General features: G+C 68.1%; 18 protein-coding genes and 1 pseudogene. 12 read left to right on the top strand and 7 right to left on the bottom strand.

The annotated features are described in order from the left end of the window. Window positions 1–27: 27 nt before the first annotated feature. Together rpsF and KBZ13_RS11610 are read left to right on the top strand one after the other, a co-directional pair. Window positions 28–405 (top strand): 30S ribosomal protein S6, encoded by a 378-nt coding sequence (rpsF, locus tag KBZ13_RS11615; RefSeq protein ID WP_255009318.1) that lies wholly within the window; start codon window positions 28–30, stop codon window positions 403–405. Window positions 406–634: 229 nt separating this feature from the next. Then, window positions 635–961 carry a hypothetical protein gene (locus tag KBZ13_RS11610; RefSeq protein WP_255009317.1) on the top strand — a complete coding sequence of 109 codons (327 nt, stop codon included), beginning with the start codon at window positions 635–637 and terminating at the stop codon, window positions 959–961. A gap of 25 nt (window positions 962–986) precedes the next feature. Here KBZ13_RS11610 and KBZ13_RS11605 read toward each other — a convergent pair whose 3' ends face one another. Next, window positions 987–2,192, bottom strand: coding sequence for an argininosuccinate synthase (locus tag KBZ13_RS11605; protein ID WP_255009315.1), 1,206 nt, complete (start codon window positions 2,190–2,192; stop codon window positions 987–989). Further along, a complete protein-coding gene (locus KBZ13_RS11600) occupies window positions 2,192–2,485 on the bottom strand; it encodes a hypothetical protein (RefSeq protein ID WP_255009313.1) in 294 nt (97 codons plus the stop codon). Before KBZ13_RS11600 ends, KBZ13_RS11605 begins: the two co-directional genes overlap by 1 nt. Before the next feature lie 62 nt (window positions 2,486–2,547). Here KBZ13_RS11600 and KBZ13_RS11595 point away from each other — a divergent pair, with 62 nt between their 5' ends. The 3 genes from KBZ13_RS11595 to KBZ13_RS11585 all read left to right on the top strand — a co-directional run bounded on the left by KBZ13_RS11595 (window position 2,548) and on the right by KBZ13_RS11585 (window position 4,207). After that, window positions 2,548–2,799 carry a DUF3134 domain-containing protein gene (locus KBZ13_RS11595; protein ID WP_255009311.1) on the top strand — a complete coding sequence of 84 codons (252 nt, stop codon included), beginning with the start codon at window positions 2,548–2,550 and terminating at the stop codon, window positions 2,797–2,799. Between the two features lie 112 nt (window positions 2,800–2,911). After that, window positions 2,912–3,952, top strand: coding sequence for a phospho-N-acetylmuramoyl-pentapeptide-transferase (gene mraY, locus KBZ13_RS11590; protein WP_255009402.1), 1,041 nt, complete (start codon window positions 2,912–2,914; stop codon window positions 3,950–3,952). 6 nt (window positions 3,953–3,958) lie between these two features. After that, the gene (locus tag KBZ13_RS11585) at window positions 3,959–4,207 is read left to right on the top strand and encodes a hypothetical protein (protein ID WP_255009310.1); all 249 of its coding nucleotides are present in this window, start codon (window positions 3,959–3,961) and stop codon (window positions 4,205–4,207) included. Here KBZ13_RS11585 and KBZ13_RS11580 read toward each other — a convergent pair. After that, complete coding sequence (locus tag KBZ13_RS11580; protein WP_255009308.1) at window positions 4,198–4,407, bottom strand: hypothetical protein; 210 nt, start codon at window positions 4,405–4,407, stop codon at window positions 4,198–4,200. The two genes, KBZ13_RS11585 and KBZ13_RS11580, sit on opposite strands and share 10 nt — an antisense overlap. 62 nt (window positions 4,408–4,469) lie before the next feature. Here KBZ13_RS11580 and purT point away from each other — a divergent pair, with 62 nt between their 5' ends. Together purT and KBZ13_RS11570 are read left to right on the top strand one after the other, a co-directional pair. Beyond that, entirely contained in the window at window positions 4,470–5,657 is a 1,188-nt protein-coding gene (gene purT / locus KBZ13_RS11575; RefSeq protein ID WP_255009306.1) for a formate-dependent phosphoribosylglycinamide formyltransferase, read from the top strand. Window positions 5,658–5,711: 54 nt separating this feature from the next. Then, entirely contained in the window at window positions 5,712–6,752 is a 1,041-nt protein-coding gene (locus KBZ13_RS11570) for an LCP family protein (RefSeq protein ID WP_255009305.1), read from the top strand. 99 nt (window positions 6,753–6,851) lie between these two features. Here KBZ13_RS11570 and KBZ13_RS11565 read toward each other — a convergent pair. The 4 genes and pseudogenes from KBZ13_RS11565 to recN form a co-directional block, all read right to left on the bottom strand. Further along, window positions 6,852–8,193, bottom strand: a pseudogene (locus tag KBZ13_RS11565) (glycosyltransferase); the annotation flags it as partial. Window positions 8,194–8,282: 89 nt separating this feature from the next. Further along, window positions 8,283–9,830 carry an alpha/beta hydrolase family protein gene (locus KBZ13_RS11560; protein ID WP_255009303.1) on the bottom strand — a complete coding sequence of 516 codons (1,548 nt, stop codon included), beginning with the start codon at window positions 9,828–9,830 and terminating at the stop codon, window positions 8,283–8,285. 8 nt (window positions 9,831–9,838) lie between these two features. Then, a complete protein-coding gene (gene uvrA, locus KBZ13_RS11555; RefSeq protein WP_255009301.1) occupies window positions 9,839–12,835 on the bottom strand; it encodes an excinuclease ABC subunit UvrA in 2,997 nt (998 codons plus the stop codon). A 51-nt stretch (window positions 12,836–12,886) separates the two neighbouring features. Continuing rightward, complete coding sequence (gene recN / locus KBZ13_RS11550; RefSeq protein ID WP_255009299.1) at window positions 12,887–14,575, bottom strand: DNA repair protein RecN; 1,689 nt, start codon at window positions 14,573–14,575, stop codon at window positions 12,887–12,889. 74 nt (window positions 14,576–14,649) lie between these two features. Here recN and KBZ13_RS11545 point away from each other — a divergent pair, with 74 nt between their 5' ends. From KBZ13_RS11545 to KBZ13_RS11525, 5 genes are all read left to right on the top strand, one after another. Further along, window positions 14,650–16,539 carry an ABC1 kinase family protein gene (locus KBZ13_RS11545; protein ID WP_255009298.1) on the top strand — a complete coding sequence of 630 codons (1,890 nt, stop codon included), beginning with the start codon at window positions 14,650–14,652 and terminating at the stop codon, window positions 16,537–16,539. 40 nt (window positions 16,540–16,579) lie between these two features. Next, window positions 16,580–17,155, top strand: coding sequence for an alpha/beta hydrolase (locus KBZ13_RS11540; protein WP_255009296.1), 576 nt, complete (start codon window positions 16,580–16,582; stop codon window positions 17,153–17,155). A gap of 52 nt (window positions 17,156–17,207) precedes the next feature. Next, complete coding sequence (gene thrC, locus KBZ13_RS11535; protein ID WP_255009295.1) at window positions 17,208–18,311, top strand: threonine synthase; 1,104 nt, start codon at window positions 17,208–17,210, stop codon at window positions 18,309–18,311. Window positions 18,312–18,754: 443 nt separating this feature from the next. Continuing rightward, window positions 18,755–19,906: a DNA polymerase III subunit beta gene (gene dnaN, locus KBZ13_RS11530; RefSeq protein ID WP_255009294.1), complete on the top strand. Its 1,152-nt coding sequence runs from the start codon at window positions 18,755–18,757 to the stop codon at window positions 19,904–19,906. Window positions 19,907–19,910: 4 nt separating this feature from the next. Then, on the top strand, window positions 19,911–20,744 hold the full coding sequence (locus KBZ13_RS11525; protein ID WP_255009292.1) for an RNA methyltransferase: 834 nt from the start codon (window positions 19,911–19,913) through the stop codon (window positions 20,742–20,744). The last annotated feature ends 37 nt before the right edge of the window (window positions 20,745–20,781 follow it).

Genomic DNA, 20,781 nt, shown 5'->3' with positions numbered 1-20,781 from the left:
CCGGCCAGAGTCCTCAACGGAGATTCCATGTCCGAGCTTTATTACGAGACCATGTACATCCTTCGCCCGGACATCCCGGAGGAGGAGGTCGAAACCCATGTCAACAAGTACCGCGACCTGGTGACCGAGGCCGGCGCCGAGGTCTACGAGTCACAGATGCGGGGCAAGCGTCGCCTGGCCTACACGATCGCCAAGCACAAGGAAGGGATCTACGTGCAGCTCACCCACAACGGGGACGGCCAGCAGGTGATCGCCCTGGAGCGAGCCATGCGCCTGAGTGAAGACGTGATCCGTTACCTCACCGTCAAGCAGGACGGTCCGGTGCCCCCGCCACGCACCGGCAGCGTGCCCGTGGCCACCACCTCCACCACAGAGGAAGCGACCGCCGCCGCCGTAGAGGCCTGAGCTGAATGGTTGGCCGTTGGCCTGGAGCCAAGTGCTGGCCTGCCTTGTGGGCGGGCCAACCATCCGATACCGTCCGCGCATGTTCCCGGACGATGGCCACCGCGCCCCGGTCCCCCGTTGGGGCCGGCCCCTGCTGAAGGCCTGTTCATCACCAGAAGCTGACGCGGTTGCGTCATCACCGCCCCGTGATGTGGGGGATGATGGAAGGCCTTCGGGATGGACGCTCGCCTTGGTCACCACCCCATTCACTCAGCCGTCGGCCCGCGAAGCCCTGCTCCGCGACCTGGAAGCCACCCGCCATCAGGTGGCGGAACTGGAAACGCTGCTGGCGGAGCTGCCCGCCATCTTTGAGCGCAAGTTCCAGCAGCAACTGCAGCCGGTGCAGGAGCGCACCAGGCTGCTGGCGGAGGAGCATCAGGCCCTGCGGGAGCAGGCCCGTTTCGCCCTGCAGGGAGCGGCCGAAGGCCAGCCCCCACAGCTGCCTTTCCCCAACGGCTTGGGTTCCTGGACCCGCAAACTGCTCAAGGGCCACAGCTCCGACAGCTCGGCGGCCTGAGCTGCCTTCAGGCCGCAACAAGTCTTCAGCGGCGGCGCTGGGCCGCCCAGAGCCGGGTGGGCAGCCCCCAGACATAGATGAATCCCTCGGCGGCCCGATGGTCGAAACGATCGCCTGAGCCGTAGGTGGCCATGTCGCTCACGTACAGGCTGTCGCTGGCGCTGCGGCGGCCGACCACGGTGGCGTTGCCCTTGTGCAGCTTGACCCGCACCGTGCCGTTGACGCTGGTCTGGGTGCGGTCGAGGAAGCCATCGAGGGCCTCCTTGAGGGGTCCGAACCAGAGGCCCTGATACACCAGGTCGGCCCAGCTGGCTTCGATCTGGCGCTTGTACCGCTGCACATCGGCGGCGAGGGTGAGCGATTCGAGTTCCTGGTGGGCACGGATCAGCAGCAGCAGGCCGGGGGTTTCGTAGATCTCCCGGCTCTTGATGCCCACCACCCGGTTCTCCACCATGTCGAGCCGGCCGAAACCATGCAGGCCGGCCAGCTCATTGGCCCGGCGGATCAGACTGACCGGATCGAGGCGCACCCCATCAACGCTCACGGGATTGCCCGCCTCGAAACCGATCTCGACCACCTGGGGAGCATCGGGGGCGTTCTCAACAGAGCGGGTGAGGGCGTAGATCTCCTCGGGGGGCTCCACATCGGGATCCTCCAGGGGGCCGGCCTCGATGCTGCGTCCCAGCAGGTTGAGATCGATGGAATAGGGCGAGCCCTTGCTCACGGGCGACGGGATGCCGCAGCGCTCTCCGTAGGCGATCGTTTCCTCGCGGCTCATGCCCCACTCGCGGGCGGGGGTGAGCACCTTGAGCTCAGGGGCGAGGGCGCCGATGGCCACATCGAAGCGCACCTGATCGTTGCCCTTGCCGGTGCAGCCATGGGCCACCGCATCGGCCCCCACCTCCCTGGCGACCTCCACCAGGCGCCGGGCGATCAGCGGGCGGGCCAGGGCGGTGGAGAGGGGGTAGCGACCCTCGTAGAGGGCGTTGGCGCGGATGGCGGGGAAGGCGAACTCGGTGATGAACGGTTCGATCAGATCGTCCACGATCGACTGGCTGGCGCCGGAATCGAGCGCCTTCTGGCGAATCGGCTCCAGTTCATCCCCCTGGCCCAGATCGGCGGCGAAGGTGATCACCTCCTCGACACCCCATTCCTGCATCAAGTAGGGGATGCAGACGCTGGTGTCCACACCTCCTGAATAGGCCAGCACCGCCTTCTTCGCCCGACCCATCAACCCTGCTCCCCTTCGCAATCCGACGATTCTCCCCCGCCGCCCTCCAGCCCACCGTTCGGGAGGGCGCCGAGCGCCCGGGCGGGCCAGCGCAGCACCAGCACCAGGGCGATCAGCGCCGGGGGGCCCAACACCAGCGCCATCACCAGCCACGGCTGGATGGGCAGTCGTTCCGGCCAGCGCTGGCCCGCCCAGCCCAGCAGCGCACTCAGCCCCAGGGCCGCGAGCCACACCAGGGCCAGCTCAGCCCACTTGCGCAGCGGCAGCTGCGAGTTGCTGGTGGTGATCGACACAGGAAGTGGCTCCGCTAAGGTCGTGGATTGGTCACCAGGACCCAGCGAGCCCGAGGGCGTTCATGAGCATTCTCGATACCATCAATCCCTCATTGACACGCTATCGGCGCGATGAGCCAGCTCCGGTGCTGCCCTTGCGGGAAGAGCCCGATCTGCTCAGCTGGCTGGAGGCCAGCGGCCGGCTCGTGGCGGATGAGGAAGCCGCCGCTCCCGATGTGAGCACGGTGGAAGAGGAGGAACTCTCGGCGCTGATGGGCGAGAAGGAGGATTACAACCAGGCCGACGAGCCCGCCGAGGAGAACTGGGAAGACTGAAATCCCGTGGCCTAGGGTCCCGCCGAGGCGAGAGCCACGAGCTCCGCCGCACTTGAGGAGATTCGCCGCCTTGGCCACCCCGACTTCGACCTCCAAGGCCGCCAACAGCCCCATGGCGGCGGTTCTGGCCCTGCTGTTGCTGCTGGGTTGCCTGCTGAGCGATGGTCTGGCCAGAGCCCCCCAGCTCACCCCTCCGCTGCTGATCGCGGCGCTGATCACCGCTCTGCTGGGCCTCTGGGGCGTCCCGCGGCTGCGGGCGCTCAAACTGGGCCAGGTGATCCGCCAGGAGGGGCCCCAGGCCCATCACGGCAAGGCGGGGACCCCCACCATGGGGGGCCTGTTGGTGGTGCCAGTGGGGGTGATCGTGGGGGGGCTGGTGGCCCCCAGCGATCCGCGCCTGGTGGCTGTGGCCGCCCTGAGCCTGGCCTTTCTGGCGATCGGCGGCCTCGATGACTGGCGCAGCCTCACCAAACGCACCAACACCGGCCTGAGTCCCAAGGGCAAACTGCTGCTCCAGGCCCTGGCGGCGCTGATCTTCCTGGCTGTGGCGGCCCACCAGGGTTGGATCGCCGGCGATGTGGCCCTGCCCCTGGGCTGGGTGCTGCCCCTGGGCCTGCTGATCTGGCCCCTCGGCCTGTTCGTGGTGCTGGCCGAAAGCAACGGCACGAACCTCACCGATGGCCTCGACGGGCTGGCGGCCGGCTGCGGCGCCGTGGTGTTCACCGGTCTCGGGCTGCAGCTGATGCTGCGCGGCCACGAAGGCGACCCCGCCCTGGCGGGCTTCAGCGCCGCCATGGCCGGAGCCTGGCTGGGCTTCCTGGTGCACAACCGCCATCCGGCCCGGGTGTTCATGGGCGACACCGGTTCGCTGGCCATGGGCGCGTCCCTGGCGGCGATCGCCCTGCTCAGCAACAGCCTCTGGCCGCTGCTGCTGATGGGCGGGGTGTTCCTGGCCGAATCCCTCTCCGTGATCGTTCAGGTGTGGGTGTTCAAGGCCACCAAAGGGCCCGATGGCCAGGGGAAACGGGTGCTGCGCATGGCGCCCCTGCATCACCACTTCGAGCTCGGGGGCGCCAGCGAGCAGCAGGTGGTGGTGGGCTTCTGGGCCACATCCCTGCTACTAGTGATGGCAGGACTTGTGCTGCTGCCCTGAACGCCGATGGCCTATTTCATCTGGAAGGACGCTGGCCTCAGCTCCGACTGCGCCAGCCTCGAGGCCATGGCGGCCCGCTTCGAGGAGACGGCGGCACTGATGCGGCGCATGGCCGCCGAGGGCTTCCGCCTGGAGCGCCGCCATGACGGCCAGCACATCAGCCACAGCGACTCCCAACTGTTCGCCGACTACGGCTTCATCGATGAGGAGCCCCCGGTGAAGCAGCTGGGGCTGATCCCCGACCCTCAGGGCTGAGGGGGGCCTGGGCGGCGCAGCAGTCCCACCACCCAGACGACCACGAAGGCCAGGGAGGAAACCCCCAGGTAGATCAGGGTCCACTTCTGGAGATCGGCGATGTTCCAGCCAAAGATCAGGCCCTGGGCCGCATCACCGGCGGTGGAGAAGGCCAGGGTGGGCACCGCCAGCAGTGCATCGGGCCAAGGCTGCAACACCATCGTGATCGGGCGGCCCGCCGGAGGAAGATCAGGCCAGTATCCCGCCAGAGAGCGCTCGATCCATGGCCAGCACCACCTTCCCCCGCACCCTGATGCTTCTCGGCAGCGGCGAACTGGGCAAGGAGGTGGCGATCGCCGCCCAGCGCCTCGGCTGCCGGGTGATCGCCGTCGATCGCTACGCCGGCGCCCCGGCGATGCAGGTGGCCCAGGTGGCCGAGGTGGTGGCCATGGGGGATCCGGAGGCCCTCAAGGCGGTGGTGCGGCGCCACCGGCCCGACCTGGTGATCCCAGAGATCGAGGCCCTGGCGGTGGACGCCCTGGCCGAACTGGAGGCTGAAGGCCTCACCGTGATCCCCACGGCCCGGGCCACCGCCGTGACCATGAACCGCGACCGCATCCGGGACCTGGCCGCCCGGGAACTGGGACTGCGCACGGCCCGCTTTGCCTACGCCAGCAGCGCCGCCGAACTGGCCGCCGCCGCCGAGGGCCTCGGCTGGCCGGTGGTGGTCAAGCCGGTGATGAGCTCCTCGGGCAAGGGCCAGAGCGTGGTGGAGGCCCCGGGCGGCATCGAAGCGGCCTGGGAGGCGGCCCTGGCCGGCGCCCGGGGCGCGGGGGCGAAGGTGATCGTGGAGGAATTCCTGCGCTTCGAGCTCGAGATCACCCTGCTCACCGTTCGCCAGTGGCAGGGCCCAACGCTGTTTTGCCCGCCGATCGGCCACCTGCAGGAGCGGGGCGACTACCAGTGCAGCTGGCAGCCGGCTGAACTGGGCGAGGCGCAGCTGGCCACCGCCCAGGCCATGGCCCGCAGGGTGACGGATCACCTGGGGGGCGCCGGCCTGTTCGGAGTGGAGTTCTTCCTCTGTGGCGATCCCGGCCAGGAGGAGGTGGTGTTCTCCGAGCTCTCCCCCCGGCCCCACGACACCGGCCTGGTGACCCTGGTGGGCCAGAACCTGAGCGAATTCGAGCTGCACCTGCGGGCGGTGCTGGGTCTGCCGATCCCCGAGATCCGCTCCACCGGAGCCGCCGCCAGCCGGGTGATCCTGGCGGATCGGGCCCTGGAGCGGGTGGCCTTCGAAGGGGTGGCCGAAGCCCTGATGGAGCCAAGCACCCAGGTGTTGCTGTTCGGCAAGCCCGAGGCCCGGCCCCTGCGTCGCATGGGGGTGGCCCTGGCCAGCGGCCGCGACCGGGCCGAGGCCCAGGGCCGGGCGGACCGGGCCGCCGCCCGGGTGCAGGTGGTGGCAGCGCCCTGAACCCTCTGGCCCCACGGGGTTGCGCCCTTTATGGTGCGTCGATCGGACCCCCCCATGAGCCAGGCCCAACCCCGACCTAGCAGCAGCAGCGGCCGCCCCGCGGGTGGCAAGGTCCAAAAGCTGCGAGCCAAGGACCGGCTGGATCTCCCCTTCGCCGTGGATCCCGGCAGCCTGCCCAACGGGGCCAGCCCTTCGCGCTCACGGGGCACGGTGGCGGTCAAGACCCGCCCACGCAAGACAGGCAAGCTCCCCTTGCTTCCCTTCGGCCTGGGCCTGGTGATCGGCGCCGCCCTGGCTGGTCCGATCCCCCAGCTGCTGGGGCCAGCGCTGGCGGGACTGCACCAGGGCTCCCAACTACTGGGCTCCGTGGTCAGCCCCGCCTACAAGGGGCGCATTCTGGTGATGGGCACCGACCAGGTGGCCACCAACACCGATGTCATGTTCACGGCCCAGCTCAAGGAGGGCCGCACGGAACTCACCCAGGTGCCCCGGGACACCTACATCGAATCTGAGACCTACGGGGTGCTCAAAGCCAATGCCCTCTTCGCCGCCGGGGGGATGCCGGCCGTGGAGCAGGAGCTGGGCAAGCTGCTCGGTGCGCCCCTGGAGCGCTACCTGATCGTCAACCTCGATGCCGTGCAGCACCTGGGCGACGCCCTGGGGGGCGTGGAGGTGGAGGTGCCGAAACGGATGGTTTACTCCGACAGCCGCCAGGGGCTTTACATCGATCTCTATCCCGGCCGACAGCTGCTCAAGGGCAACGATCTGGAGGGGTTCCTGCGCTTCCGTCACGACGAGCTGGGGGACCTGGGCCGCATGGAACGGCAGAAGCTGGTGCTCGCCGAGGTGTTCCGCAAGCTGGCCCAGCCCAGCGTTCTGGCACAGCTGCCCCAACTGCTGCGGATCGCCGGCCAGGACATCAAGACCAACCTCTCACCCGTGGAACTGGGCAACCTCCTGGCGACGCTCCGCACCACCAAGCTGGCCACCACCCGGCTCTCAGGCCAGCCCTTCTGGCACGACGACGTGAGCTACTGGATGCCCGATCTCAACCCAAACCACGCGGCCTACGTGAGCCAGGAGCCACGGCCCTGAGTCCGTTGAAGCTGGCGATGGAGAGGATCTTCCCGCGCCCCCCCTGCCGAGGGGCGTAAGGCAAACACGACGGGGGAGCGAGGCGGCAGCAGCGGGAAGCCGCCGCCAGATAGGCGCTCACATGGGCCTCCCAGCTGAACAGCCGGATCACCGCCTCCAGCCCGTCATCGCGCCAGCGGCGCCAGCGGGCCGGATCACCCAGGGCCAACTCAAGGGCCTTCTGCAGGTCCTTGAGGTCACTGACATCCACCAGCAAACCGTTGCGGCAGCAGGCCACGATCTCCCGGGGTCCGCCGTCGTCGGTGGCCACCACCGGCAGGCCCGAGGCCGCCGCCTCCAGCAGGGTGAGGCCAAAGGGTTCGCTCAAGGCCGGGTTCACGAACACACCCCTCCGGCGGGCCGCCCAGCGGTAGAAATCAGGAATCTGGGCGGCACTGTGGTGCTTGGGGTAGGCGATCAGGCCATAGAGATCAAAGCGATCGATCAGCTCGAACATCTGCTGGAACAGGTCCCGCTGCTGCTTTTCCAGCAGGCGGGGATCCTGCCGGCAGCCCAGCACCAGCACCAGGTTGTGGCGCTGCCGCAGCAGTTCTGAGCGACCGAAGGCCTCGATCAAGGCCAGGATGTTCTTGCGCCGGTCGGCGCGGCAGATCGCCAGCAACGGAGGTCGCTCGGGCTCGCGCAGGAAAGGTTGCAGCAGCGCGGCTACGGCGGCTTCTCCGGTCGGGGGGGCGCCGGATCCTGGGAGGTCCTCGCCCTCGGGATGGAACCGCTTCAGGTCGACCCCCGGCGGAATCACCTCCACCCGTTCGGATCGAAAGTGGCCATAGCGGGCGTACTGATGGTCCGCCTCCTGGAGGCTGCTGGTGACCACCAGCAGGGCCTGGGCCAGGGCCAGCTCTTCGGCCTCGATGCGTTGGCTGATGGCATAGAGCCGCTCGATCTGATCGTGGTCGGCGCCACTGGCCAACAGCCGCCGCAGCTTTTCCCGTCCCAGGGAATGACCCGTGAACACCAGCGGGATCCCCAGCCGCCGGCTCACGAGGGCCCCCACGTAGCCGGCATCGGCGTAGTGGGCATGGATCCAATCGGGGTAACGCGCCTGGGTGCTCAGATGGGCCACCAGGCTGTCGGCCAGCTGGTCGAGATGGGGCCAGAGCAGCTCCTTGCGCAGGTAGCGCTTAGGGCCACAGGGGAAGCGCAGGATCGCCGCACCGGGCGCCAGTGCCTCGATCGGCCGGGCGTAGTCCGCCGAAAGGCGACGGTCGTCGATCAACCGGGTGACCACCTCCAGCCGCTCCACTTCTGGCCGTGCGGCCAGGGCTTGCGCCAGTTCGAGCACGTAGGTGGTCTGGCCGCCGGTGTCGGCATCCCGCCCCAACTCCAGGTCACGGCCGCGAAACAGACCGTGGAGATGAAGATGTAGGAGGTAGAGCCCCACCCGAAGCCGGCGCCGTCTCCCCATCGATAGCGGGGTTTAGCCGCCTCGACGGCTTCAGCCCCATCGGCCCCGAGCCGGCCTGTGCTCCTTCAGGGGGTCCAGCCCTTGAGCTGAGCGGTGACATCGGCCAGGGGAATCGTGGCATCACCCCAGCCGTTCGGCGGCAGCAAAGACGGGGCCGACGGACCGGGAACGGCGGCCGCCCCAGCGGCAAAGGCCCCGTTAACCCAGGCCAGAATCAGGCCCCGCAGCGCTCCTCCGGCCTCTGCGTAAGGGGATCCCAGGTTGAAGTGATCACCGCCCTTGGCCAGCACCAGCCGGTGACCACCTCCGAGGGCGCGGGCCTCATTGGCCATGGGAACAATCGCTTCGGGCCCCGCAGGGACGACGAAATCCCGGCTACCACTCACCAGCAGCACCCGGGCGTTCATGGCTTTGGCCGCGCCAGCGGAAAAGAGCAGCGACATGGGCGGGCTGACCGCCACCACCGCCTTGACGCGGGGATCGCTCAGTCCAGCCCGATCGGCGGAGCTCAGGAAACTGCACTGCAACACCCAGCTGAGGTTGCGGGAAGGGTTCATCACATCCCCGCAGAACTTCTGCAGCATGGCCGCACTGGGGGTGGCACCGGCCAGCTGCAGCGCTGTGGTGGCCCCCCAGGATTGGCCGAGCACCACCACGGAATCGGTCTTCAGGCCTGGCGGTAACCCCAGCTTTCCGGCGGCCGCCCCGTCGATCAGGGCGCTGACATCCATGGGCCGCTGCCGCAACTCGGCCGGCCCTGGGGGCGGCATCTTGCCTGAGAGCATGGCCTGCTGCTGGCTCTTGTCGCTGCCGGGGTGGTATGGCATCAGCACGGTGTAGCCATGGCTGGCCAGGTGACGGGCCCAACCCTCAAAACTCGCAGGGCTGTCCCAGAGACCGTGGGAGATCAGTGCCAGGCGGCCATTGGCCCCCTGGGTGGGGCTGATCACCACCAGCCTCAGGGGCTCCGGCCGGTAAGGCACAGAAAGGCTCGCCTCACGGCGCTGCACCGTCAGGGGCCCGGGCTTGCTGAGGGCCGGGCTCACGCTGCCCGCCGGCTGGGCCGCCAGCAGGCGATCGGCTGGCTGCTGTTGGCTGGCGAGGCGCTTGAGAGCGAACAGCCCGCGCTCCAGGTCGATCGAGGCGGTCGTCCCCGGCATCGCCTGGAGCACCTTGAGCATGGTGAGGGTGCCCTTGGCGCTCGCCTGCTGAAGCGCCGACTCCAGGGCCATGCTGGTGAGGTTGATCGGCACGCCATCCACACCGATCAGGGCGGACACGAGCAATAGGGCCTGCGAGACCAGCGGGGAACCTACCGACTCGCTCATCACAGCCTTGGTCCGCAAGGGGAGGGGTGAATTGAGCAGCTCCACCAACTTCAGGCCGATGGCGCCATTGCTGGCCTGATTCAGCTGGGCCAGGTCGCTGGTGCCGGCCAACAGCCGATCAGGATTGCTCAGCTCGCTGAGCTTGATGGTGAAGTTGGTGTCCAGCAGCGGCATGCGCAGCTGGATCTCCTCCAGGGCCGCCGCAGGCTGGGCAGCGCCGGCCAACAGGGCCCCGGATGCCAGTGCCAGCGCCAGGGCGCGGTGAGTGCGATGGAGCAGGGTCATCGGGGGCTTCAGGCGACGGCAGGCTCGGGCGGATGCTGGGCGAGCACCTGCTTGAGATAGCGACCAGTGTGGCTGGTTGGGTGCAGAGCCACCTCCTCGGGGGTGCCACAGACAACGATCTCACCGCCCTTGTCGCCGCCTTCGGGGCCCAGGTCGATCAGCCAATCGGAGCAGCGGATCACATCGAGGTTGTGCTCGATCACCACGATCGAATTGCCCTTGTCGACCAGGCGCTGCATCACGTCCATCAGCTTGTGCACGTCGTAGAAGCTCAAGCCCGTGGTGGGCTCATCAATCAGATAGAGCGTTTTGCCCGTGGCGCGCTTGGAGAGCTCGGTGGCCAGCTTCACCCGCTGGGCTTCCCCTCCTGAGAGCGTCGGCGCGGGCTGGCCCAGCTTGATGTAGCCCAGGCCCACATCCACCAGCGTGCGCAGCCGATCCGCCGCCTGGGGAATGGCGGAGAACACCTCGGCGGCCTGCTCCACCGTCATCTCGAGCACGTCGGCGATGGTGTGGCCCTTGTAGGCCACCTGCAGCGTCTCGCGGTTGTAGCGGGCCCCCTTGCAGACATCGCACTGCACGTAGACATCGGGCAGGAAGTTCATCTCGATCACGTTCACCCCCTGGCCGCTGCAGGCCTCGCAGCGACCGCCCTTGACGTTGAAACTGAACTGGCCCACCTGGTAACCACGGGCCTTGGCCTCAATCGTGGCGGCGAACACCTGGCGGATCGGATCGAAGGCGCCGGTGTAGGTGGCCGGGTTGGAGCGGGGGGTGCGCCCGATCGGGCTCTGGTCGATCACGATCACCTTGTCCACCGACTGGATCCCCCGCAGTTCCTCGAGCCCGCTGGGGAAGGGCACCTTCAGCCCCAGCTTGTGTTCCAGGGCCGGGTGCAGCAGTTCGTTGATCAGGGTGCTTTTGCCGCTGCCGCTCACCCCGGTGATGCTCACCAGCCGCCCCAGGGGAATCTCCACATCGATGCCGGAGAGGTTGTTGCGGCGGCACTCCACCAACTTGAGCGTGCGGCTGCTGGCGCTGCGGCGTTGAGCAGGGGTGGGGATCGCGCGGCGACCGCTGAGGTAATCACCCGTAAGCGAGTCCTGGGCCGCCAGCAGATCCTCGAAGCTGCCCTCGGCCACGATGTGGCCCCCGTGCACGCCGGCTCCGGGACCAATGTCGACGATGTGATCAGCGGCACGGATCGTGTCCTCGTCGTGCTCCACCACGATCAGGGTGTTGCCCAGATCGCGCAGTTTGAAGAGCGTGTTGAGCAGGCGGTCGTTGTCGCGCTGGTGCAGGCCGATGCTGGGTTCATCGAGCACATAGAGCACCCCGGTGAGACCGGCCCCGATCTGGGTGGCCAGGCGAATGCGCTGGGCCTCGCCCCCCGAGAGCGTCATCGCCGGACGATCCAGGCTCAGGTAATCCAGGCCCACATCGAGCAGGAAGCGGAGGCGCAGGCGGATCTCCCGCAGCACCAGATCACCGATCTGGATCTGGCGCGGCGTCAGCAGCGGTTCGGCCCCCTCGCTGGCCCCCACCCCCATGAGCGCCTCAATCCGGGAGAGACATTCGGCCACGCTCACGGCCGTGAGATCGGCGATGTTGAACAGTCCCACCTTCACCGCCAGGGCCTCGGGCCGCAGCCGCAGCCCCGTGCAGGTGGCGCAGGGCACCATCTCCAGGAACTTCTCCAGCTTCTGGCGCACGGCCTCACCGCTGGCGTCCCGCAGCTGACGTTCCAGGATCGGCAGGATCCCCTCGAAGGGACGCAGGTAACCCTCGCTCTTGCGGTAGCGGCTGTCGGCCTTGATGGCGATCGGCTCCATGCTGCCGTTCAACAAGACCTGCTGCTGCTCGGCGCTGAGCTGGTTCCAGGGGGTCTTGATCTCGAAGCCGAAGGCCTCCCCCACCGAATAAAGGAGTGAGAAGTAATAGCTGTTGTCCTTGTCGCTCCAGGGGGCGATCGCCGCGTAGACCGGCAGGGAGGGATCCGGCACCACCCGCTCGAAGGTGAACTTGCGCAGGTGGCCGATGCCGTGGCAATCGGGGCAGGCGCCGTAGGGGCTGTTGAAGGAGAACAGCCGCGGCGAGAGTTCCTCCATCACCGCGCCGTGCACCGGGCAGGCGAAGTTCTCCGAGTACAAGCGCTCCTTCTCCACTCCTTCGGGCAGCTCCTCGCCCGCCTTGGGCACCACCTCGACCAGGGCCAGACCGTCGCCGCGCTTGAGGGCGGTGCGCAGGGAATCGTTGAGACGCTCGTTGATGCCCTCACGGGCCACGAGCCGGTCCACCACCACCTCGATGTGGTGGGCATGGTTCTTGTCGAGCTCGATGTTGTCGGAGAGCTCGCGCACCTCGCCGTTGATCCGCACCCGGGCGAAACCCTCGGCCACCAGACCGGAGAGAAGCTTGGCGTGGGTGCCTTTCTTGCCCCGCACCACCGGCGCCAGCAGCTGGTAGCGGGTGCCCTCGGGCAGCCCCAGGATCTGGTCGACCATCTCGTCGATGCTCTGGGGCCGGATCGAGCGCTCGCACTGGGGGCAGTGGGGCTCCCCGGCGCGGCCGAACAGCAGCCGCAGGTAGTCCTGGATCTCCGTCACCGTGCCGACGGTGGAGCGGGGGTTGTGGCTGGTGGACTTCTGGTCGATCGAGATCGCCGGTGACAGACCCTCAATGGCATCCACATCAGGCTTGTCCACCTGGCCCAGAAACTGACGGGCGTAGGCCGAGAGGCTCTCCACGTAGCGGCGCTGGCCCTCCGCGAAGATCGTGTCGAAGGCCAAGGAGCTCTTGCCGCTGCCGCTTACCCCGGTGAACACCACCAGGCGGTTACGCGGGATCGTCAGATCGACGTTCTTGAGGTTGTGCTGGCGGGCGCCGCGCACCCGGATCACATCCTCGAGGCTTCCCCGGCCGAGCTGGCCGCCCCCGACGGCGCCGTTGAAGCCCGCAGAGTCTGCTTTGGTCTGCGCTTTCGAGGCCCCGGCCGCTCGGCCCATCCATTGACCACGAGAACAGCGGAGTCTACGGAGGCACCGGCAAGGGTTGGATCAGGCCACCCGCTTCTCCAGCAGGCTGGCGGCGTAGCTGTGGGCCTCACCGCTGTCGCCCCCTGCCAGTTCCGCCAGCTCCCGCTGGCGCTCCTGAGTGTCCCGCAGCTGGGACACTCCCGTGAGCGTGAGGCCGCCCTGCACCTCCTTGCTGACACGGAAGTGGTGGTCGGCGGCGGCGGCCACCAGCGGCTGGTGGGTGACGCAGAACACCTGTCGCCGCTCGGCCAGGCGGTGGAGCAGCTGGGCCATGGCGCCGCTCACACGCCCGCTCACGCCGGCATCGATTTCATCGAACAGCAGGGTGACGTGGGGATCGCTAGCCGCCAGGCAGGTCTTGAGGGCCAGCAGGAAACGGCTCATCTCGCCGCCGGAGGCCACCTCCGCCAGGGGGGCCAGCGGTTGGCCCGGGTTGGCGGAAAACAGAAACTGCACCGCATCGGATCCGTCCTCACTGGCGGGGGCAGGATCCACCGCCACGGCGAAGCGCACGTTGGCCAGGCCCATGGGCCGCAGCGCCTCCATCAGCTGGTCCTGCAGCTGGGCGGCCGCCTGACGCCGAAGGGCACTGAGCTGCCCGTGCACGCGTTCACGTATCTGGCGAGCCTGCGCTTCCGAGCGCTCCAGCTCCGCCAGGGAGGCCGCGGCCCCACCAGGGCCCAGCAACTCCCGCAGCCGGTCCCGCTCGGCGATCAGCTCGCTCAGATCGAGGCCATGGCGCCGCTCCAGGCTGCGCAGCTGGGCGATGCGGTCCTGGAGCGTGGCCAGGGTTTCAGGGTCGCTCTCCAGTCCGGCGCCGTAGCGGTCGAGGTCGCGCGCCAGATCCTGAACCTGGGCCAGGGCTTCCCCAATGGCGAGCAGCTGGGGCTGCAACGTTCCATCGAGCACCGCCATCGCCTGCAGCTCCTGCTCGCAGGCCGCCAGGTGATCAAGCACTGAAGGGGCCCCGTCGGCTCCCTCCTGCAGGCGGCCGATCAGGGTCATCACCCCGTCCTGGAGACGCACCCCGTGCACGAGTCGGTCCTGGTCGGCTTCGAGGGCCTGGCGCTCGAAGGGATCCTCCAGCCGCGCCGCCTCCCATTCATCCAGCAACTGCTGGCGCCCCTGGCGCTCCTGCTCCAGCCGCTCGCGGTCGCCGCGGGCCCGCTCCAGGGCGGCCTCCGCCTGTTTCCAGAGCCGCTGGGCACTGCGGGCCGGCTCCAGGCCCGCCAGCAAGGAATCGCCACCAAAACGATCAAGCCAGCGGCGCTGCTGCCCGGGCCGGGCCAGCTGCTGGGTCTGACCCTGAACCGTGAGCTCCAGCAGCAGCGGCCGCAGCTCCAGCAACTGGGCACGGCTGACGACCACACCGTTGACGCGGCTGCGGCTGTTGATGCGTTCCTCCAGGCGGCGCCACTCGCGAGTGATCACCAGCTCCTCCTCAGCCGTGTCCAGCTGCTGCTCCTGGAGCCAATCGAGCAGCGGCGGGTTGAGGCTGAAACTGGCCTCGATCGTGCTGCGCTCGCTCCCCGGCCGCAGCAGCCGCACTCCGGCGCTGCCCTGGCCGCCGCCGAGCAGGGCATCGAGGGCATCGAGCAGAATCGACTTACCGGCGCCGGTTTCGCCGGTGAGCACCGTGAAACCCCGCTCGAAACTGAGTTCGAGCGCCTCGATCAAGGCAATCTGGTGCAGCCGCAGACCCGTGAGCACGCCGGCCTCCGGTCATTGGTCCGACCGTAGCGGCTGTCGGATTCGTTTAGAAGGGGTGCAGCGATTCCAGCGGCATGGTCGGTGCGACCGGCGATTTCATCGAAGCTGCCGGTCTGCTCAGCTACGACCCGGCCGCGATCCGCCGCATCTACGCCGGCCATCCGCAGCGGCTGCTGCGCCGCCTGTGGCAGACGCTGGTGCCCATCGGCCTCTATCTGCTGGGGGTCGGCTTTGACTGGTCCACCGGCCTGCTGGCCAATGCCGAGCGGGCCCGGGCCCGGGCCAAGGAATGCGCCGATCTGCTGGTGCAGCTGGGGCCGGCGTTCATCAAGGCCGGTCAGGCCCTCTCCACCCGGCCCGATGTCGTGCCGCCGCTGCTGCTGGAGGAGCTGGCCTTGCTGCAGGACCAACTGCCGGGCTTCGATTCAGCCCTGGCGATGGCCTGCATCGAAGAAGACCTGGGACAGCCGGTGGAGGCGATCTACGAGCAGCTCGACCGTGAGCCGATCTCCGCCGCCTCCCTGGGGCAGGTGCACAAGGGCGTGCTCAAGGGTGGCGTTCCGGTGGCCGTGAAGGTGCAGCGGCCGGGTCTGCGCGAGCAGATCACCCTTGACCTCTACATCGTGCGCCTGATCGCCGCCTGGATCAACCGCAACGTGGGGCTGATCCGCAGCGATCTGGTGGCCCTGATCGACGAACTGGGTCAGCGGGTGTTCGAGGAGATGGACTACCTCAACGAGGCCGCCAACGCCGAACGCTTCGCGGCGCTGCACCGCCACAACCGCCGCATTGCGGTGCCGGCCATCCATCACGGGGCCACCAGCCGTCGGGTGCTGACGATGGACTGGATCGACGGCGTGAAGCTCACCAACCTGGCGGCGGTCAAGGCCCTCGGTTTCGATCCCGACGACATGGTGCAGGTGGGCGTGAACTGCAGCCTGCAGCAGTTGCTGGAGCACGGCTTCTTCCATGCCGATCCCCACCCGGGCAACCTGCTGGCCCTGGCGGACGGCCGGCTCGCCTACCTGGATTTCGGAATGATGAGCGAGGTGAGCCGCAGCTCACGCACGGGCCTGATCCAGGCGGTGGTGCACCTGGTCAACCGCAACTTCCCTGCCCTTTCCCACGATTTCGTGCAACTCGGCTTCCTGGCCGAAACCGTGGATCTCGAGCCGATCGTGCCCGCCTTTGAAAAGGTGTTCGGCCAGGCGATCGAGCAGGGCGTGAGCCGGATGGATTTCAAGGCCGTCACCGACGATCTCTCCGGGGTGATGTATCGCTTCCCGTTCCAGGTGCCGCCCTATTACGCCCTGATCATCCGTTCGCTCGTCACCCTCGAGGGGATTGCCCTGAGCGTCGATCCGAGCTTCAAGATTCTCGGGGCCGCCTACCCCTACTTCGCCCGCCGGCTGATGGAGGATCCCGATCCCGAGCTGCGCGAGAGCCTGCGGGACATGCTCTTTGACGGCGATCAGTTCCGCTGGCAACGGCTGGACAACCTGATCACCAGCGCCTCCCTGCAGGATCAGCTCGACCTCGAGGGCCTCCTCGATCAGGTGCTGGATTTCCTGTTCTCCCCCGGCGGCGGGATGCTGCGGGAGCAACTGGTGGAGGCTGCGGTGGATCAGATGGATGCCATCGGCTGGCAGACCGTCCAACGGCTGGGTCAGCGGCTGCCCAGGCGGCTGCAGCCACCCGGTCTGCGGGGCCTCGACCCAATCAGCAACAAGGACCTGGAACTGCTGTCGCTCGAGCCCGTGGCGCGGCTGGTGGCGATCCTGCGCGAACTGCCTGGGTTCGACCCCCAACTCCTGCTCAGTCGCCTGCCCCGGCTGCTGCGGGAACCCGACCTGCGGCAGATGGGGCTGGAGCTGGCCCGTCGCCTGGCCGAGCGTGGGGTGGTTCGCTTGCTGCGGGATGTGCTCGTGACAACGGAAACCCGCAGCGCCGTCGTCGCCCCCTGAAGGGCGCCTCCTAGAGTTCTTGAACGATTGGAGTCTCACCTTGCGACAGCCCCGCCTGTTCACGTCCGCCCTGCTGGGTCTGGCCCTGACCGCCATCCCCCAGGGCGCCCTGGCCGCCGAGCAGGTGGTGTTCGTGAGCGGTGCCTTCCGGCGCTCCATTCCCGTGGCTGACCTGGAATTGCTGGCCAAGTCCGGCCAGGCCCAGGGGCTGCTGGCAGACCTGCTGCGGCTGGGCAAGCAAAAGCCCCAGGACGTGGCCAAGCTGCTCAACCAGCAGATCAGCCTGCCCCTGGAGCTCACCAGCCGCCTGCTCAACACCCGCATCGGTGAAGCGGTGCTCAGCCGGGTGGCCGTGATCGTCTACCCCCTGAACGCCAAAGGCGTGGCCGTTCCCGCCCTTCGGGCCGCCACCATCCTCGGCCTCAACGGCAACAACGACAGCCTCTCGGCCGTGGGTTTCCTGCGGGCCTACCCCAACGACGATCTGGCGATCAGCCTTCCCGCCCTGATGGGCACCATGAGCAAAGCCAGTTCGATCGCCGAGCTGGTGCGCTTCTTCTCGGAATCGCCCCTCGATGGTCTGAAATCCACCAGCAACCCCAAGGGTTCCTCCTGAATCAGGACCACGCCCCTGACACGTAGATTCGCCAGAGCCCCCTTCTGCTGCTGTGCCGCTGCTTGACTCCCTGCGGAACCTGGGCAGAAAGCCGGCCTTCCAAGACTGGCCAGGGCTGATCGAGGGCTACCGGCGCTGGTTGCCGGTCTCGGAGCGCACCCCGGTGATCACGCTGCGGGAAGGGGGCACGCCATTGATTCCGGCCCCCGCCGTGGCCGAACGCATCGGCCGGGGCGTGAGGGTGTTCCTCAAATACGACGGTCTCAACCCCACCGGCAGCTTCAAGGACCGGGGCATGACGATGGCGATCAGCAAGGCCAAGGAGGCGGGCTCGAGCGCAGTGATCTGCGCCAGCACCGGCAACACCTCCGCCGCCGCCGCCGCCTATGCCCGCCGGGCCGGCATGCGCGCCTTCGTGCTCATCCCCGACGGCTACGTGGCCCAGGGCAAACTCGCCCAGGCCCTGCTCTACGGCGCCGAGGTGCTGGCGGTGCGCGGCAACTTCGACCAGGCCCTGACGATCGTGCGCGAGGTGGCCGAGCGCTATCCGGTCACCCTGGTGAATTCCCTCAATCCCTACCGCCTGCAGGGCCAGAAGACGGCCGCTTTCGAGGTGGTGGATGCCCTCGGTGACGCCCCCGACTGGCTCTGCATCCCCATGGGCAACGCCGGCAACATCAGCGCCTACTGGATGGGCTTCCAGGAATACCGCCAGGCGGGCCTGAGCCGCAAGCTGCCCAAGATGATGGGCTTTCAGGCCAGTGGTTCCGCCCCCCTGGTGCTGGGCCACACGGTTGAGCAGCCGGACACCATCGCCACGGCGATCCGCATCGGCAACCCGGCCAACCGTGAAAAGGCCCTCAAGGTGCGCAGCGAGAGCGGAGGCGCCTTCCATGCCGTCACCGACGCCGAGATTGTGAGCGCCTACAAGCTGCTGGGAAGCCAGGAGGGGGTGTTCTGTGAACCTGCCAGCGCCGCCTCGGTGGCGGGGCTGCTGCAACAGGCCGAGGCGGTGCCCGCCGGAGCCACGGTGGTCTGCGTGCTCACCGGAAACGGCCTGAAAGATCCCAACTGCGCGATCGAGAACAATGACGCCACCTTCCACCCCGATCTGTCCCCCGACGTGGCCACGGTGGCGAAGGTGATGGGCTTCTGATCCCGATCAGAGCCGGGTCATTTCAGGAACTGGTCCCCAACAGGTCGACCTGGGGCTGAGGAAAAGCGCTGGCGTTCCATGGAAAACGACGGGCTCAGCCGGGTCATGGATGGTCATTGTTTTTCCCCAGTCGGGGGAAAGAGTGGAAAACAGCTCGAAATCGATTCATTCGCGCTCACTCTCCCCAAGGGATCTGAGCGCTCATCCATTCTCTTGCAGGCCCTTTGCACTGTTTTCCACGATTTCCACAGGCCCTACGACTACGAGGTTTTATTGATTCAAGAAATCAATCCTTTCTTGATCCGTCGGGCCGAACCCAACCGGTCGGTTCCAGGTCGATCTTGGTACGGACTCCCGATCGGGCCGTTGCGGATCCGACCGCCTTGTGGAAGCTTGGTGTCGCCCGATGGGCCATCCATCGTTTCAAGCCCGGGTCTGCGTCGATGAAGCTGGTCTGTTCCCAGGCCGAACTGAATGCCAGTCTCCAGCTGGTGAGCCGGGCTGTCACCGCCCGTCCTAACCACCCCGTGCTGGCCAATGTGTTGCTGACGGCCGATGCGGGCACCGGTCGCTTGAGCCTCACCGGCTTCGATCTCAGCCTTGGCATCCAGACCAGCCTGGCGGCATCGGTGGAGGCCAGCGGTGCGATCACCCTGCCGGCGCGCCTGTTCGGTGAAATCGTCTCGCGCCAGTCCAGTGAGAGCCCGATCACCCTGCACAGCCCTGAGGAGAGCGAGCAGGTGGAGCTCACCAGCCTCTCCGGCAGCTACCAGTTGCGCGGCCTGGCGGCGGAAGACTTCCCCGATCTGCCCCTGCTCCAGACCGGCGTGCCGATCCGCCTGGAGGCCGAGGCCCTGGTGAGGGGCCTGCGGGCCACCCTGTTCGCCAGCAGCGGTGATGAGGCCAAGCAGCTGCTCACCGGTGTGCATCTGAGCCTGGAGGGCCAGGATCTGGAGTTCGCCGCCACCGATGGCCACCGGCTCTCCGTGCTGCGGCTGGCCAACGCCCTGCCCGGGGGCGCCAGCGAGCCGGGAGAAGGGGAGCCCTTCGCCGTCACCGTGCCGGCCCGCTCCCTGCGCGAACTGGAGCGGCTGCTGTCGGCACGCCCGGCGGCCGAGCCGGTCAACCTCTTCTGCGACCGAGGTCAGGTGGTGTTCCTCTGGGGTGACCAGGTGGTCACCAGCCGCAGCCTCGACGGCACCTATCCCAACTACCGCCAGCTCATCCCCGACAGCTTCAACCGGGTGCTGGAGCTGGACCGCCGCGGTCTGATCGCTGCCCTCGAACGGGTGGCGGTGCTGGCGGACCAGCACAACAACGTGGTCAAGCTCAGCAGTGATCCAGCCAACGGCCAGCTCGCGATCAGCGCCGATGCCCAGGACGTCGGCAGCGGTTCGGAGGCCCTGGCGGCCTCGATCAGCGGTGAACCGATCCAGATCGCCTTCAACGTGCGCTATGTGCTCGATGGCCTCAAGGCGATGGTCGCCGAGCGGGTGGAGCTGCGCTGCAACGCCCCCACCACTCCGGCCGTGCTGGCGCCGGTGGAGGATGGGGGCTTCACCTACCTGGTGATGCCCATTCAGATTCGGACCTGAGCCCGTGGCCCTGCCGGAGCACCTGTTGCTCAGTGACCTGCTGCGGCTGCGGGTTCGCTGCGACCAGGGTCTCGATCGCGGCGCCGGCCAGCAGGGCTGGATGCATCCGCCGGTCCACCGTCTGCTGGGCTGGGTGAGCAAACCGGCCGGTTTTGGCTCCCGGCCGCTGGTTTGGCGTCTGGATCAGTTGCGGGGCCTGGGGGAGCAGGAGGCCCTGGTGCAGGGGGATCCGGCGGAAACGGAGCCCGACACCCTGGCCCGTCTGCCCACGCTCCTGGAGGCGGTGTTAGTGAACCGTTCCGCAGAGCCGATCGGCACCCTGGTGGACCTGGCGGTGGAGCTGCGAACGGGCCGGATCCTCCATTACCTGGTGGCCCGCAGTGATCCCCGGCTGCCCGGCAGCAGCCGCTGGCGCCTGTCCCCGGATCGCATCCTCGACCAGCAGCCCGGCCAGGTGGTGACCGCCGTGGCTGGCCTGGATGATCTACCCCTGGCCAAGGCCAGCCTGCGCCAGGAATTCCTGCAGCGCTCCCGCCGCTGGCGGGAGCAGGTGGGCCAGGAGACGGCCCGGCTGCGGGACCAGTTCCAGCAGGTGGGGGATCGCTTCGAGGATCGGCTGGAGGGTTGGTTGGAGGAGCCCCCGTGGGAGGAGAACCCGAGGGGCGAGCGGGAGGAGCGCCAGGTCTCCTTCGAGGAGCGGGAGCCCTGGGAAGCCATGGACCCCGAGGAGCGCTGGGAGCAGCAGCGCCCGGAGGATCAGGAGTCTCCGCCCCGTCAGGCCGCCAGCCGGCGCCGGCAACCCCGTGACCCCGGATCTGAGGAGGATCCCTGGATCTGAGTGACTCCCCTCAGCCAGACTGGCGCTCTCTTGCCTC

It is taken from the genome of Cyanobium sp. ATX 6F1 (genome assembly GCF_024346315.1).
Lineage (GTDB): Bacteria > Cyanobacteriota > Cyanobacteriia > PCC-6307 > Cyanobiaceae > ATX-6F1.
This window is presented reverse-complemented; position numbering and strand designations above follow the sequence as displayed.